This is a genomic window from Marinobacter denitrificans (assembly GCF_008795955.1).
In the GTDB taxonomy this organism is placed as follows: domain Bacteria; phylum Pseudomonadota; class Gammaproteobacteria; order Pseudomonadales; family Oleiphilaceae; genus Marinobacter; species Marinobacter denitrificans.
On sequence record NZ_VMHN01000006.1, the window covers coordinates 81,285 to 96,045 of the forward strand.

Sequence of the window (14,761 nt, forward strand, 5' to 3'; positions counted from 1 at the left end):
AAGCAACCATCCTCTGTAGCTGATTCATCCCCCTGAATCAGCTACATTTTTTATGTATAATCCGTCGTTCTGATGTACATACTCGTGACCGGCCTCGCAGATTTTCCCGGCAGGTGCGGTAACATTAGCTATATTTTCCACACAGCTTTACCCGACCCATAGCCAACGCAGTCGCCCGAAGTCGAGCAGAAGGATGGTCCGATGAACAAGCAAGGTACCCTGTCGCAGCAGGTTGAGGCCTATCACGGCTGGAAAAAGGAACTGATCAGGCAGATCGGCCGCTATCGCCTGTGGCTTCAGGACAACAATCTGTTTTCGGACGATGTCAGCAGCCGTATCCGCCACGGGCTGGAATTGCTGATCGAGGACGAGCTCACCATTGCTTTTGTCGGCGAATACTCCCGCGGCAAAACGGAGCTGATCAACGCCCTCTTCTTCTCGGAATACGGTCAGCGCATGCTGCCCTCCCAGGCCGGCCGCACAACCATGTGCCCGACCGAACTGTTTTTTGACCGCACAGCCAACAGTAATTATCTGCTGCTGCTTCCCATCGAAACCCGCACCGGCGAGCATTCCCTGCAGCAACTTCGCAAACAGCCGGAGCGCTGGGTCAAGCACGATCTGGATGAGCGCAACCCGGAAGTCATGCGGGAAGTGCTGGCGGAAGTGGCACGGGTCAAGAGTGTCCCCCCCCAGGAAGCCCGGAGCCTCGGCTTCGACGAAGACATGCTGGAGCATGACCGTAACCGGCCCGGTAACGTACTGGTTCCTGCCTGGCGCAACGCCCAGATCAGCATCCGCCATCCGTTGTTCGAACGTGGGCTGAGAATCCTGGATACGCCGGGCCTCAACGCTCTCGGCTCCGAGCCGGAACTGACCATCAGCATGCTGCCCCGCGCCCATGCCATCATCTTCCTGCTCAGTGCCGATACCGGTGTTACCGCCAGTGACATGACCATCTGGAAGGAGCATATCGACACCGAACATGCGGACCATCGCGCCGGGCGCTTTGCCGTTCTGAACAAGATTGATGTGCTCTGGGACGACCTCCAGGGTGAAAAACACACCCAGGAAGCCATTGACCGGGTCCGCGGCTATACCGCCGACCACCTTGGCATGCGTCAGCAGGATGTTATCCCGCTGTCCGCGAAGCAGGGCCTGCTGGCCCGGGTAAAGGGTAATGAAGAGTTGTTCGGGCGCTCCAATCTGGGCCAACTGGAACAGCTGATCATTCAGCGCATCCTTATGCACAAGGAACAGCTGATCACTCAGAGCCTGATCAACGACCTGCTGGGCATGCTGCAGAACAGCCAGGCTGCAATGCAGACCCGGCTCGAGGCACTCGAGGAAGAGCTGCAAGCCTGTTCCGGTATCAATATGGACAAGGACGCGCTACGCCGCCTCGCTGACAGGGCCCAGCGGGATTACGACTTTTACTACAAGAAACTGATCACCCTGCGCTCAAGCCGCCGGCTGATGGACTCCCAGGGCGACATGCTCAAGGGGCTGGTCAGTGAGGAGCGATTCGAGGCGCACGCCGATAAAATTCGCCAGAAGATGTCGAAAAGCTGGACCACCGCCGGCATGAACCACAGCATGGATCATTTTTTCGAGCTACTGGAAAGCGACCTGACCAACCTGCTCAGTGAAGGGCACCTGGCAGAAAAAATGGTCGGCGCCATCTATCGCCGCTACAACGAGGACACCAGAGCCCGCCATCTGGAACCTATCCCCCTTCGGGCGGGGCGCCATGTGATTGCAGTGCGGGAGTTGCGCAAGAAAGCCAAGCGGTTCCGCATCAGCCCGAAAAACCTGCTGACGGAACAGTCACTGCTCGTGCGCCGTTTTTTCAATGTGATGGTTGAAGAAGCACGCACACTGCACAAACGGGTAAGGACTGATGTCGAGCGCTGGCCGTCGGAAGCGCTGCTGCCCATCATGCAGTACTCGATGGAGCAGAAGCAGTTACTCGAGCACCAGATCCGCCGTCTGAGGGACATGGTTCGCAGCGATCGCGACAGCCGCGCCGAACGCGAACGCCTGCAAAACACCATCACCGACCTCAAGCGACAGCTGGAACTGGCCGACACCATGCAACGACAAATCCGCAAGCCGGCACCAACCCTGATCCAGCAGAAGGTGGTCAACATTTCCGGCGCTGTCTGAGCAGCGCCGGAAACGGCGGTTGCAGCCGCGCAGGCCGGCCTTTAAACTGCTTGGCTGGCAATCAGCCGGCCACTTCATCGAGCCCACCTCCATCCGGGGCTTCCCTGCACGGCCATTGCCTCACTCTTATTGCAGATACTATGGACCGAATCAGGAACCTGTCGCGCCAATGCCCGATCCCTTGCCAACGGATTCTGTAGGGATAGTCACCCCGCAGACACTGCACTTCGACACGCCGATCACCCTGGCGTGTAACCGGACACTGGAAAGCTATGACCTGGTGATCGAGACCTATGGCAAGCTCAACGCCGAAGCGAGCAATGCGGTGCTTATCTGTCATGCCCTGAGCGGCCACCACCATGCCGCAGGATACCATAGCAAGGAAGACCGCAAGCCCGGCTGGTGGGATAGCTGTATTGGCCCGGGCAAGCCCATCGATACCAACCGCTTTTTCGTTGTCAGCCTGAACAACCTGGGTGGCTGTCACGGCAGCACCGGCCCCGGAAGCACCAACCCACAGACCGGCCAGCCTTATGGACCCGACTTTCCCGTTATCACCGTTCGTGACTGGGTGCACACCCAGGCCCTGCTGGCCGACCGGCTGGGTATAGACTGCTGGGCCGCGGTGGTTGGCGGTTCTCTGGGGGGTATGCAAGCCCTTCAGTGGAGCCTGGACTATCCTGACCGGCTGCGGCACGCTGTGGTTATTGCATCCACGCCACGTCTGAGCGCCCAGAATATCGCCTTCAACGAAGTCGCAAGGCAGGCCATCACGTCGGACCGGGATTTCCACGAGGGCCGCTATTACGAACACAACACCCTGCCGCGACGAGGGCTGATGCTGGCAAGGATGGTGGGGCACATTACCTACCTGTCCGATGCCTCCATGGGCGAGAAGTTCGGCCGCGAGTTGCGGGACCAGGCCTACAAATTCGGCTACGATGCCGAATTTCAGGTGGAGAGCTACCTTCGGTATCAGGGGGAGCGGTTCTCGGAATCGTTCGACGCCAACACCTATCTGCTGATGACCAAGGCGCTGGATTACTTCGACCCCGCCTATGAACACGAGAACGACCTGGCGAAGGCGCTGCGCGGGGCTCACTGCGAATTTCTTGTGCTTTCCTTCAGCACCGACTGGAGATTCACCCCGGCCCGCTCGGAAGAGCTGGTGAATGCCATGATCGCCGCCCGCTGCAAGGTCAGCTATGCGGAAATTGACGCACCCTGGGGCCACGACGCCTTCCTGATACCCACCCCCAGATACACCGCCATCTTCGAAGCGTACATGGACCGTGTGGCGAGGGAGGCAGGGGCATGAGACCAGACCTGAAAATCATCGAGCAATGGATCAAACCGGGAAGCCACGTGCTGGACCTTGGCTGCGGTGACGGCACGCTACTGGATTACCTGCAGCGAGAGAAACAGGCCACGGGCTTCGGCCTGGAAATCAACCCCGACCACATCACCACCTGCATGGGGCGTGGCGTGTCGGTGATTGAACAGAACCTGGATACCCAGGGCCTCGGCAACTTCGAAGACGACACGTTCGACACCGTGTTGATGACCCAGGCATTACAGGCGGTGCGCCGCCCGGACATGGTGCTTGACGAAATGATGCGGGTCAGTCGGGAAGGCATAGTAACCTTCCCCAATTTTGCCTACTGGAGGCTGCGCTGGTACCTGATGCGTCGGGGCCGTATGCCCGAATCCGAAACTCTGCCGTATAAATGGTACAACACACCCAACATCCACCTGTGTACCTTCAAGGATTTCGAAGCCTTGTGTTACCGCAAAGGTTTCCGCATTCTGACCCGTACGGTGGTGGACGGCGAGCATCAGGATCGCTGGCTTAGCCGCCTGTGGCCTAACATGTTGGGACAGATTGCCATTTACCGGATAACCCGGGAGGACTCATGACCAAGACCATTCGCACCCACTGGCTTGCCCTGTTGTCACTGGCATGCCTGGCCCTTCTTTCCCCTCACAGCCATGCCGGCTCCAAGGATTTTGGTGAATTCCAGGTGCACTGGAGCGTTTTCCCAAGCACCTTCCTGGCGCCCAAGATCGCCCGCGAAAACGATCTGAACCGCAGCAAAAGCATTGGCATCGTTAACATAGCCATCATGGAAGAAACGGAAAACGGTGGGCTGTCCCCGGTATCAGGGCAAGTCGAGGGCAAGGTGCTGAACGACGTACAGCAGCCAACGTTTCTGGCTTTCCGCCGGATACAGGAAGGTGATGCGGTCTACTTCATTGCGGAATATCAGTACAGCAATGCCGAGCTAATGACCTTCCAGATCACCGCCCGGCCCTCCGGTAGTAGCCAGGAGCTTCCCATCCGATTCGCCCATACACTGTTTAATGACTGATGACTGAAACTACTGACAGGCTGGTAATAGCCAGTAACAACAAGGGAAAGATCGCTGAACTGACCCACCTGCTGAAGCCCCTGGGGCTAACCCCCGTCGCCCAGGGTGAGTTGGGGGTTGGCGAAACGGAAGAACCCGCTGTCACCTTTGTGGAAAATGCCATCCTCAAAGCACGGCATGCGGCCAGAGTCACCGGTTTACCAGCCCTAGCCGACGATTCCGGGCTCGCGGTCGACGCACTTGGCGGTCAGCCCGGCGTGCGATCTGCTCGCTATGCAGGCGAGTCTGCCAGCGACGAAGACAATGTCCGTGCACTGCTGGCGGCTATGAAGAACATACCCGAAAAGCAACGCACTGCCCAGTTCCATTGCGTACTGGTCTATCTGCGCCACGCCGATGACCCGACACCGGTTATATGCCATGGTCGCTGGCCCGGCCGTATCCTGGAACAGCCCAGGGGAGAAGGCGGTTTCGGCTACGACCCGGTATTTCTGGTACCAGAAACAGGAACCAGCGCAGCAGAACTCTCCCGTGACGACAAAAGCCGGATAAGCCATCGCGGTCGGGCACTGGCCCAGCTTCTCGAGCAGTTGGGAGCCGAAACGGCGTGACCCTGGTCGTGCCGGATGCCTGGCCCAACAGCTCGCTACCCCCACTCAGCCTGTACATTCACATTCCATGGTGTGTGAAGAAGTGTCCCTATTGCGATTTCAACTCTCACGCCCTGACCGGTGACATCCCGGAAGACCGCTACCTGAAAGCCATCCTGGATGACCTCGCCAGTGACCTCGCATTGGTCCAGGGCCGCAGCATCCAGACGGTGTTTATCGGGGGAGGCACCCCCTCCCTGATGTCGCCGGCCTTCTATAAAAGCCTGTTCCGCGAGTTACGTAAACACCTGGTCTTCGCCGATGACGCGGAAATCACCCTGGAAGCCAATCCCGGAACCGTTGAGCAGCACCGTTTCCAGGGTTTCCGGGCAGCAGGGATCAACCGTCTTTCTATCGGCATTCAGAGCTTCAACGCGCAACGCCTGCAGGCACTGGGCCGTATCCATGACGATAAAGCGGCTCACAACGCCATTGAAGCTGCCCGTAATGCCGGCTTCGACAACTTCAACCTGGATCTGATGCATGGCCTGCCCGGCCAGACACCGGAACAGGCCCTTGCCGACCTGGAAGCGGCCCTGGCATGGCAACCCCCGCACCTCTCGTGGTACCAGCTGACGCTTGAGCCCAACACGGAATTCTACAGCCGCCCGCCGCAGCTGCCGGACGAGGACCACCTGTGGGAAATCTATCGCCAGGGCTCAGAGTATCTGCACCAACAAGGCTTCGCAGATTACGAAGTCTCAGCCTGGAGTCGGCCCGGAATGGCCTCCCGCCACAACCTGAATTACTGGATGTTTGGCGACTACCTGGCGCTTGGTGCCGGAGCCCATGGAAAAGTAACCTCGCGCAACGGCGAAATACGGCGTTTCTGGAAAACCCGGCAACCCGAAGCCTACCTGAACCGCATCGGCGGTCGCACGGCCGGCAACCAGGTAATTGCCCCTGACGAGCTGCCTCTCGAATTCCTGATGAACGCCCTGCGCCTGACCTCTGGCGTCTCGGAAAATCTGTTCACAGAACGTACAGGTTTACCCCTGAGCAGAGTTGCGGTAAAACTTGAAGAATTAAGAACAGAAAACTTGCTGGAACCGGGAAGAATACAGACAACGGAACTCGGACAGCGATACCTCAACAGCTTGCTGGAGCGCTTTCTCTGATGTCATGGCCGCGCCTTCTGACCCTGCTACCCAAAAGGCTCAACCTCAGCCTTCTGGTAACGGCGGCCCTGTTGTTGATCCTGATGCTGGTCAATCAACCGCTACAGACGGGCTCAGCGCCGCAAGGCATCGTCAGCTTCCAGATGGCAGCGACGGCAGACCAGTCGATGGCCATCATCCGGAGCTGGCGAGAAGGCGGCCTGCTTTGGGCCCAGGTTTCCCTTTGGTTGGACTTCCTGTTTGTCCCGGCCTATCTGCTTACCCTGATTCTCCTCACCAACCACCTGAGCCGAGACCGCCCGGGGGTGCGTGAGCGTAACGTGGCCCGTTGGATCAAGGCCCTGTTTGTGGCTGCGGGCACCGGCGATATGGCCGAAAATATCTTGCTACTGAATAACATGGACCCGCCTACGGATATGCTCAGCCTGTCTGCAACCGTGTGCGCCCTGATCAAGTTTACAGGGCTTATGCTGGGCGCTGCCGGTTTGGTGATTCTTCGCGCTGCCAGGCGCCATCCGCTGGCCCACGGATAACGCCGCCCGGAAAACGTTTCAGTTGGTGCGGTAGAACACCAGGTCGCGGACCCCGTGCCCCAGATTTTCGCCGCGCTTCTCGAACTTGGTCACCGGGCGATCCTCGGGACGGGGGGAATACTGGCCAGGCTCCTGCGTATTGGCGAAACCTTCTGACTCGCTCATGATCTCCATCATGTATTCCGCGTAGTTTTCCCAGTCTGTCGCCAGATGCAGAATACCACCCACCCGAAGTTTATGGCGTAAGCGCTGGACGAAGTCATGCTGTATCAGCCTGCGTTTGTGATGCCGCTTTTTGTGCCACGGGTCGGGGAAAAATACCATCACCCGATCCAGTGCGGCATCCGGCAGGCACAAGTCAATCACGTCGTTGGCATCGATGGCATAGATCCGGATATTTTCCAGGCCCCGGTCCTCAATTTCCTTCAACAGGGCGCCGACACCCGGAAGATGCACCTCCACACCAATAAAATCCTGCTCCGGTGCCGCTTCTGCCATGTCAGCGAGGGACTTGCCCATCCCGAACCCGATTTCAAGGTTCAGCATATTGTCCCGCCCGAACACCTGGCGTGGGTCGATCATACCCTGCTCTCGGGTCAGCCCGTACTTGGGCCAGCTGCGCTCGTAGGCCTTCTTCTGGCCCTCCGTCATCCGCCCCTGGCGCAACACAAAACTGCGCACGCCACGGCGTGTGGTAACGGGTGAATCGCCGGAAACATCATCGTGATCAGTCATCTGACGTCCTCAACCGCCCTTTCGCGGTTCATCTTCAATGGGTTATATCGACAGTTTACCAGAGAGCCTTGCTGCAGACGCCACTATACAGACAGGATTTTGTGCCCGTCAGCCCCTTGCCGGGCCCGATCAGGTTACACAGAGACCTGGGCATTTCTGGTCTGCTGACGGTCCAGCTTGCGGTAGCCAAGGGCTTCTACCAGATGGCCGTTACCAATACGCTCCTGGCCCTCCAGGTCTGCAAGGGTGCGCGCTACCCGCAGAATGCGATGCAAAGCCCGGGCGGACAAGCCAAGGCGCTCCATGGCCGAGGACAACATGGCTTCGCCGGCCTGATCCACCCGGCAGTAATCATGGAGCTCACTCCCACCCAGGGCGCTGTTCACCACGCCCCGTCGAAGCTGCCGCTGCCGGGCCTGTTTGACACGGGTACGCACCACGGCACTGGATTCTCCCTCCCCTTCACGCTGCAGCAGCACTTCGCCACTCTGCACCGGCACCTCTACATGCAAGTCAAAGCGGTCCAGCAGGGGCCCGGAAATCTTTGCACGGTAACGAAGCACCTGTTGCGGCGTACACTGGCAATCGATTGAAGGATGCCCCAGATAGCCGCAGGGGCAAGGGTTCATGGCCGCCACTACCTGAAACCGAGCCGGAAAGGTCACCTGCCTCGCGGCACGGCTGATGGCAATCTCGCCGGACTCCATGGGCTCTCTCAGCACTTCCAGTACCCTGCGGCCAAACTCCGGAAGCTCATCAAGAAACAGGACGCCGCGATGAGCGAGCGAGATTTCCCCCGGGCGCGGGCTGCTGCCACCACCCACCATGGCGACCGAGGAGGCGGTATGGTGTGGCGCCCGGTAGGGCGGACGACACCAGTCGCCGTCCTGAACCGGGAGACCGGCCACAGAATGAATGCTGGCCACTTCCAGAGCAGATTCGGTGGTCAACGGCGGCAGAATGCCGGGCAAGCGGCTGGCCAACATACTTTTACCAGTGCCCGGCGGGCCAAACATCAACAGGTTGTGGCCACCTGCAGCTGCAATCTCCAGCGCCCTGCGCGGCACATTCTGGCCCCGCACGTCGGCCAGATCGGGGCCCGGCCGGGCGCTCTCCTCGGGTATGGCCGCAGGCAGTGTAGAGATACGCGCCCGCTCGCACAGGTGTTCACACACCGTCAGCAGGTGAGCGGCCGGCAACACGTCGTCCTGACTGGCGAGAGCAGCTTCGGCGGCGTTGGCCTGGGGAATCAGTAACTGCCGGCCCTCGTTACGCGCGGCCAATACCGCAGGGAGGACGCCCTTTAGCGGGCGCAGTGCCCCATCAAGAGACAACTCACCCACGCACTCGTATTGGGCAAGGCTCTCAGGCGGAATCTGGCCTGAAGCGGCAAGAATACCCAGTGCAATAGGCAGGTCAAAGCGACCACCTTCCTTGGGCAAGTCGGCGGGGGCCAGATTGATGGTTATCCTGCGAGCGGGGAACTCGAAGCCGGCATTGAGCAGAGCGCTGCGAACACGCTCCCGGCTCTCACGAACACCGGTTTCCGGCAGACCGACAATGGAAAGCGCCGGCAGACCGCCGGACAGGTGGACCTCTACAGTAACGGACGGAGCAGACACGCCAATGCTGGCGCGGGTATGAACTACGGCAAACATGACTACCTTCCCTGGCTATGGGTATCAGCGGCTCAGCCGCCTGACGGGCTTCCTGCCGTCAACTGTTCCCGGATTTCTCCAGTTCTGCGACGCGCTTTTCCAGCGCCTCAACCTTTTCCCGGGTTTTCATGAGCACTGCCTGCTGGGCATCAAACTCTTCACGGGTGACCAGCTCAAGGCGTGACAGCACAGTCATCACGGTCGCCCGGGCCTGGGCTTCGAAGTCTTCACGGGCCGCACGGGCCATATCGGGAACAAACTGGCCGAACTGTCCCTGAAGCTGGGTAAAGAAATCCTGCGGACCTTTCACAAATCACCTCACTGGCTTGAACGCTTTTGAGCTCTTTTGAGCCGCCCGGAACTGGCGCTGGTACGAAGGACGGAAGTGTAACACATTGCCGGCCCTGCCATACTGTACCCTATCGGCAGTATAATGCGTCTGCAGCGCCTGTTAATGACCGCACGGAATTTGTGCATCATTATGGTTCGCCTCAGACAGGCCGGCCCCGAAATGGTGCAGCCTGACGGTCCATTTTGGACCAGAATATACTCAACCTGCTGATAATAATGTTATTTTTTGCGTTGGCACACACGATGCTAAAAGCCTTGTACGCAATCCGCACAATTGGTGTGCGAGGTGGCAGCATCCCGACCTCAACAACGGGCCGAAGAGTTCCAGATGTTGAGACGGCTTTACCAAGGAGAAAGCAATGAAACTTGTGACAGCGATCATCAAGCCTTTCAAGTTGGATGATGTCCGTGAGGCACTATCCGAGATTGGCGTACAAGGCGTAACGGTCACTGAAGTCAAAGGCTTCGGTCGCCAGAAGGGTCATACCGAACTCTACCGTGGCGCAGAATACGTGGTGGACTTTCTGCCCAAGGTCAAGGTTGAAGTTGCTATCGGCGACAACCTGCTGGACCAGGTCATCGAATCCATCACCAAGGCCGCCAACACCGGAAAAATCGGCGACGGCAAAATTTTCGTGACCGAACTGGAACAGGCTATCCGAATCCGAACCGGGGAAACCGGCGAAGAAGCGGTCTGATTACAGCCTGATCAACCAGACAGCCAACGCAAAAAACTTATAACCTGAAAAGCCTCGTGCGGAGGGCTTCACATGGAAAGCAATCTTAATCATATCTTTGAACTCCAGTATGCGCTGGATACCTTTTACTTCCTTATTTGCGGTGCCCTGGTCATGTGGATGGCCGCGGGTTTCTCAATGCTCGAAGCAGGCCTGGTGCGTGCCAAGAACACCACTGAGATCCTGACCAAGAACGTCTCCCTGTTTGCAGTAGCCTGTACCATGTATCTGATTGTCGGTTACGACATCATGTACGGGGGCGGGCTGTTCCTCAGTGGGGTTACCACTGTCGCGCAAATGGACGATGCAGCTATTGCCGGTGTCCTTGCGGCTTCCAACGAAGCCGGTTTCGGCGAGATGGGTGAATACGCAGGCGCTTCTGACTTCTTCTTCCAGGTGGTTTTTGTTGCCACCGCCATGTCCATCGTTTCCGGTGCCGTGGCTGAGCGCATGAAGCTCTGGGCCTTCCTGGCATTCGCCGTGGTTATGTGTGGCTTCATCTACCCGATGCAGGGTTCCTGGACCTGGAATGGCGATGCTGTTTTCGGCCTCTACGAGCTCAGCTACAGTGACTATGCCGGCTCCGGTATCGTGCACATGGCGGGTGCCGCGGCTGCCCTGGCAGGTGTTCTGCTGCTGGGCCCCCGTAAAGGTAAATACGGCTCGAAGGGCCAGATCAATGCATTCCCGGGCGCAAACCTGCCGCTGGCAACTCTCGGTACCTTTATCCTGTGGATGGGCTGGTTCGGCTTTAACGGCGGCTCTACCCTCAAGCTGGGCGGTATCGGTGTGGCCAACGAGGTTGCCAACGTCTTCCTGAACACCAACGCAGCGGCAGCCGGTGGCCTGATCGGCGCACTGATCGTCGCCCGCATCATGTTCGGCAAGGCTGACCTGACCATGGCCCTGAACGGTGCCCTGGCTGGCCTGGTAGCAATCACGGCCGAGCCTGCTGATCCTTCACCCCTGCTGGCGACCATCATCGGCGCTATCGGCGGCATCGTTGTGGTGTTCTCGATCGTCACTCTCGACAAGATGCGTATCGATGATCCGGTCGGTGCCATCTCGGTGCACGGTGTGGTTGGCATCTGGGGTATCTTTGCGGTGCTGCTGTCCGACGCGGATGCGACCTTTATGGGTCAGCTGATCGGCCTGCTTACCATCTTCGTCTGGGTCTTCGGCACCAGCCTGATTGTCTGGGGTATCCTCAAGGCGGTCATGGGTATCCGGGTTACCGAGGAGGAAGAGTACGAAGGTGTGGACCTGTCCGAGTGTGGTATGGAAGCCTATCCGGAGTTTGTCAGCAGCAAGTAACATCGGCTGACACTGAATCGAAAGAGGGGCGCCCGCGGGCGCCCCTCTTTTTTACGTCTCCATTACCGCTCGCTGGACATCACCTCATCTTCCAGTACATCCACCATAAACTGCGGCATAGCCAACGCCCCACGATGGATATCAGCGTTGTAATACCGGGTCACAAACGGCCGCTGGTCCGCGTCTTCCTCGCGGAAATACACCACCGGCTTTTCCTTACCCGCCATGGTGCAACTCCACCACCCAGTCGGATAAACCGGTTGCGGGAACGGCAGAGTGCGAACGTGGTCGAAGCCGGCCTTTTTCATGTCGTCGTGGATGGTCTTGATGATGGTGTTGGTGTGCAGTAGCGGTGATTCGCTCTGCTGGACGACGATGCCGCCCTCACGCAGCGCAATCATGCAGTCGCGGTAGAAATCCAGCGCAAACAGGCCTTCGGCAGGGCCGACCGGGTCGGTGCTGTCGATGATGATGACATCGAGGCTTTCAGGCACCGCGTCACGTATCCACTGGATGCCGTCACCGAAGAAGAAGTTGGCGCGGGGGTCGGTGTTGGATTCGCACAGTTCGGGGAAGTACTGTTCCGAAAGGCGGGTGACGCGCTCGTCGATTTCCACCTGCCAGGCTTCTTCCACACCCGGGTGTTTAAGGACTTCTTTAAGAGTGCCGCAGTCACCACCGCCGACGATAACGACCTTCTTCGGGTCCTTGTGAGTGAACAGAGCCGGATGGGTCATCATTTCGTGATAGAGGAAATTGTCACGGCTAGTCAGCATCACGCAGCCGTCCAGCACCATCAGGTTGCCGAAGGTTTCCGTTTCCCAGATTTCCAGCTTCTGGAACCCCGTCTGTTCTTCGTGCAGCTTCTTTTTTACCTGCAGGGAGAAGGCAGTTCCCTGGTCCTGGAATACTTCGGTAAACCAGCCGTCGTTCAGTGCAGTCATTTCATGTCTCCGGATTAACGTGTCGAGCCAGATCGTATTGGAGGTATTGTAGGTGGGGATACAACACACCTAAAGGACTATCACCCTGTAGGGCCATGGTTTTTTCCGCACGGTTCTTTCAGGGGGCTGGCGGAATCCCTACAATAACCGCCATCAGCCGGTACAGTGCCGGCTCCGGATTCAGCACAGGACAGCACTATGAATGAACCCACTGGCAGTGCCGCCCACAAGGTGTACAACATCGCCCACTGGAGCGAGGGCTATATCGATGTGAATGCCCGCGGTGAGGTGTTGATCCGTCCGGACCGGGGTCAAAGTGGCGAGGACATCAACCTGCCCGATCTGACCCGCTCCCTGGTGAGCAAGGGGGTGCAGCTACCGGTGCTGATCCGCTTCACGGACATTCTCCACGATCGGGTCAACAAGCTTTGTAGTGCCTTCAACCGGATCGCCGGGGAACAGGGCTACCAGGGCACCTACACCGCGGTCTACCCAATCAAGGTGAATCAGCAACGGCGAGTGGTTGAAGAACTGCTGTGCGCAGAGCCAGCTGCCAGCGACAACCAGATTGGCCTGGAAGCGGGCAGCAAGCCGGAGCTGATGGCCGTGCTGGCGCTTTCACAGCAAACGGGTTCCGTGATTGTGTGTAACGGCTACAAAGACCGTGAATACATTCGCCTCGCCCTCATCGGGCAAAAGCTGGGGCACCGGGTGTTTATCGTGGTGGAGAAGCAGTCCGAGCTGCCGCTGATCCTGGAGCAGGCCCGCGCTCTCGGGGTTACACCGCTGATTGGTGTACGGGCACGGCTGGCCACCATTGGCAAGGGGAACTGGCAGAATACCGGCGGCGAAAAGTCGAAATTCGGCCTGTCCGCCAGCCAGGTGCTGGACGTGGTGGAGACCCTGCGCAGCGCCGGCGCCCTGGAATCACTGCAACTGCTGCATTTTCACCTGGGATCTCAGATTGCCAATATCCGCGACATCCAGACCGGATTGAGGGAATGTGCCCGCTTTTACAGCGAGTTGCGGCAAATGGGCGCGCCGGTGGGCACTGTCGACATCGGCGGAGGCCTTGGGGTGGACTACGAAGGGACCCGTTCCCGCAGCAGCTGCTCCATGAATTACAGCGTGCATGAGTACGCCTACAACGTGGTTCATATTCTGCAGGCGGAATGCGACCGCACCGGTATTCCCCACCCCAACCTGATCAGTGAATCAGGCCGGGCGCTGACCGCCCACCATTCGGTACTGGTCACCAACGTGATCGACCGTGAGGTGCCTGACAAACGTCAGCCAGAGCAGCCGGCCAGCGACGCACCAGCCCCGCTCCAGGACCTGTGGCGGGACCTGGAAAGCCTTCGCGATGACAATTCTCCCCGCTCTCTCGCGGAAGTCTATCATGACGTGCTCCATGCCATGGCGGATGTACATACCCAGTTCGCCCATGGCCTGTTGTCTCTGGCCGACCGGGCGCGGGCGGAAACTCTCTACACGACGTGTTGCCGGGCACTCCGGGACCAGCTCAATTCCGCTAACCGGGCGCACAGGGAGATTATTGACGAGCTCAACGAAAAACTGGCTGATAAGCTTTTTGTGAATTTTTCGTTGTTCCAGTCGCTGCCGGATGTATGGGGCATTGACCAGATTTTCCCGATCATGCCCATCAACGGGCTGAACCGACCCCTGACCCGCCGCGCGGTTATCCAGGACATCACCTGCGACTCCGACGGGCGTATCGACCGCTACGTGGACGGCCAGGGTATTGAAACCACCTTCCCGCTACCGGAAGAGGCGCCGGAGGAACCCATGCTGATGGGCTTTTTCATGACCGGCGCCTACCAGGAAATCCTCGGTGACATGCACAATCTGTTCGGCGACACCCATTCGGTGGATGTGCGACGCAACGCTGGTGGCGGCCATACTGTCAGCGAAACGATTCATGGCGATACCGTGGCAAGGGTGCTGCAGTACGTTAACTTCGAACCGGCTGCCCTGCTACGGGCCTACCAGCAGAAGTTTGCCGCCAGTGGATTACCCGAGGAGCAACAGGCCACTCTACTGGAAGAGCTTGGCAACGGTCTGGAAGGCTACACATACCTGGAAGAGTAAACCGTCCCCAAAACGACAAATAAATACCAAAAACCAGCTCCGGGCTGATCCGGCTGCCTGACCGCCCCGTACATATC

The 14,761-nt window shown here is 58.7% G+C and carries 14 protein-coding genes; 10 read left to right on the forward strand and 4 right to left on the reverse strand.

Annotated features, from left to right (window positions below; translation table 11 throughout):
- Positions 1-201 precede the first annotated feature (201 nt).
- The 7 genes from FO268_RS16235 (at position 202) to FO268_RS16265 (ending at position 6,836) form a co-directional block, all read left to right on the forward strand.
- Positions 202-2,166 carry a dynamin family protein gene (locus tag FO268_RS16235; RefSeq protein WP_150994308.1) on the forward strand — a complete coding sequence of 655 codons (1,965 nt, stop codon included), beginning with the start codon at positions 202-204 and terminating at the stop codon, positions 2,164-2,166.
- A 169-nt stretch (positions 2,167-2,335) separates the two neighbouring features.
- Entirely contained in the window at positions 2,336-3,484 is a 1,149-nt protein-coding gene (gene metX / locus FO268_RS16240; protein WP_150994309.1) for a homoserine O-succinyltransferase MetX, read from the forward strand.
- Positions 3,481-4,083 carry a methionine biosynthesis protein MetW gene (gene metW, locus FO268_RS16245; protein ID WP_150994310.1) on the forward strand — a complete coding sequence of 201 codons (603 nt, stop codon included), beginning with the start codon at positions 3,481-3,483 and terminating at the stop codon, positions 4,081-4,083. The genes metX and metW overlap by 4 nt, the downstream gene beginning before the upstream one ends.
- A complete protein-coding gene (locus FO268_RS16250) occupies positions 4,080-4,535 on the forward strand; it encodes a DUF4426 domain-containing protein (RefSeq protein ID WP_150994311.1) in 456 nt (151 codons plus the stop codon). The genes metW and FO268_RS16250 overlap by 4 nt, the downstream gene beginning before the upstream one ends.
- A complete protein-coding gene (gene rdgB, locus FO268_RS16255; RefSeq protein ID WP_150994312.1) occupies positions 4,535-5,146 on the forward strand; it encodes an RdgB/HAM1 family non-canonical purine NTP pyrophosphatase in 612 nt (203 codons plus the stop codon). Before FO268_RS16250 ends, rdgB begins: the two co-directional genes overlap by 1 nt.
- Positions 5,143-6,303, forward strand: a complete 1,161-nt coding sequence (gene hemW / locus FO268_RS16260; RefSeq protein WP_150994313.1) for a radical SAM family heme chaperone HemW — start codon at positions 5,143-5,145, stop codon at positions 6,301-6,303. The genes rdgB and hemW overlap by 4 nt, the downstream gene beginning before the upstream one ends.
- The gene (locus FO268_RS16265) at positions 6,303-6,836 is read left to right on the forward strand and encodes a hypothetical protein (RefSeq protein ID WP_150994314.1); all 534 of its coding nucleotides are present in this window, start codon (positions 6,303-6,305) and stop codon (positions 6,834-6,836) included. Before hemW ends, FO268_RS16265 begins: the two co-directional genes overlap by 1 nt.
- 18 nt (positions 6,837-6,854) lie before the next feature.
- Here the strand turns inward: FO268_RS16265 and trmB are convergent, their stop codons facing one another.
- From trmB to FO268_RS16280, 3 genes are all read right to left on the reverse strand, one after another.
- Positions 6,855-7,571, reverse strand: coding sequence for a tRNA (guanosine(46)-N7)-methyltransferase TrmB (trmB, locus tag FO268_RS16270; protein WP_150994315.1), 717 nt, complete (start codon positions 7,569-7,571; stop codon positions 6,855-6,857).
- A gap of 134 nt (positions 7,572-7,705) precedes the next feature.
- On the reverse strand, positions 7,706-9,229 hold the full coding sequence (locus FO268_RS16275; protein WP_150994316.1) for a YifB family Mg chelatase-like AAA ATPase: 1,524 nt from the start codon (positions 9,227-9,229) through the stop codon (positions 7,706-7,708).
- A gap of 58 nt (positions 9,230-9,287) precedes the next feature.
- Positions 9,288-9,539, reverse strand: coding sequence for an accessory factor UbiK family protein (locus FO268_RS16280; protein WP_150994317.1), 252 nt, complete (start codon positions 9,537-9,539; stop codon positions 9,288-9,290).
- A gap of 400 nt (positions 9,540-9,939) precedes the next feature.
- Here FO268_RS16280 and glnK point away from each other — a divergent pair, with 400 nt between their 5' ends.
- Both glnK and FO268_RS16290 read left to right on the forward strand, forming a co-directional pair.
- The gene (gene glnK / locus FO268_RS16285) at positions 9,940-10,278 is read left to right on the forward strand and encodes a P-II family nitrogen regulator (protein ID WP_004578958.1); all 339 of its coding nucleotides are present in this window, start codon (positions 9,940-9,942) and stop codon (positions 10,276-10,278) included.
- A gap of 72 nt (positions 10,279-10,350) precedes the next feature.
- Positions 10,351-11,631: an ammonium transporter gene (locus FO268_RS16290; protein WP_150994318.1), complete on the forward strand. Its 1,281-nt coding sequence runs from the start codon at positions 10,351-10,353 to the stop codon at positions 11,629-11,631.
- 62 nt (positions 11,632-11,693) lie between these two features.
- Here FO268_RS16290 and speE read toward each other — a convergent pair whose 3' ends face one another.
- A complete protein-coding gene (gene speE, locus FO268_RS16295) occupies positions 11,694-12,575 on the reverse strand; it encodes a polyamine aminopropyltransferase (protein WP_150994319.1) in 882 nt (293 codons plus the stop codon).
- Positions 12,576-12,773: 198 nt separating this feature from the next.
- Here speE and speA point away from each other — a divergent pair, with 198 nt between their 5' ends.
- Complete coding sequence (speA, locus tag FO268_RS16300) at positions 12,774-14,684, forward strand: biosynthetic arginine decarboxylase (RefSeq protein ID WP_150994320.1); 1,911 nt, start codon at positions 12,774-12,776, stop codon at positions 14,682-14,684.
- The last annotated feature ends 77 nt before the right edge of the window (positions 14,685-14,761 follow it).

Coding starts and splice junctions, on each gene's coding strand:
- FO268_RS16250 (WP_150994311.1), top strand. CDS start 4,080: ATGACCAAGACCATTCGCACCCACTGGCTTGCCCTGTTGTCACTGGCA.
- metX (WP_150994309.1), top strand. CDS start 2,336: ATGCCCGATCCCTTGCCAACGGATTCTGTAGGGATAGTCACCCCGCAG.
- rdgB (WP_150994312.1), top strand. CDS start 4,535: ATGACTGAAACTACTGACAGGCTGGTAATAGCCAGTAACAACAAGGGA.
- trmB (WP_150994315.1), bottom strand. CDS start 7,571: ATGACTGATCACGATGATGTTTCCGGCGATTCACCCGTTACCACACGC.
- metW (WP_150994310.1), top strand. CDS start 3,481: ATGAGACCAGACCTGAAAATCATCGAGCAATGGATCAAACCGGGAAGC.
- FO268_RS16265 (WP_150994314.1), top strand. CDS start 6,303: ATGTCATGGCCGCGCCTTCTGACCCTGCTACCCAAAAGGCTCAACCTC.
- FO268_RS16275 (WP_150994316.1), bottom strand. CDS start 9,229: ATGTTTGCCGTAGTTCATACCCGCGCCAGCATTGGCGTGTCTGCTCCG.
- FO268_RS16235 (WP_150994308.1), top strand. CDS start 202: ATGAACAAGCAAGGTACCCTGTCGCAGCAGGTTGAGGCCTATCACGGC.
- FO268_RS16290 (WP_150994318.1), top strand. CDS start 10,351: ATGGAAAGCAATCTTAATCATATCTTTGAACTCCAGTATGCGCTGGAT.
- speE (WP_150994319.1), bottom strand. CDS start 12,575: ATGACTGCACTGAACGACGGCTGGTTTACCGAAGTATTCCAGGACCAG.
- glnK (WP_004578958.1), top strand. CDS start 9,940: ATGAAACTTGTGACAGCGATCATCAAGCCTTTCAAGTTGGATGATGTC.
- speA (WP_150994320.1), top strand. CDS start 12,774: ATGAATGAACCCACTGGCAGTGCCGCCCACAAGGTGTACAACATCGCC.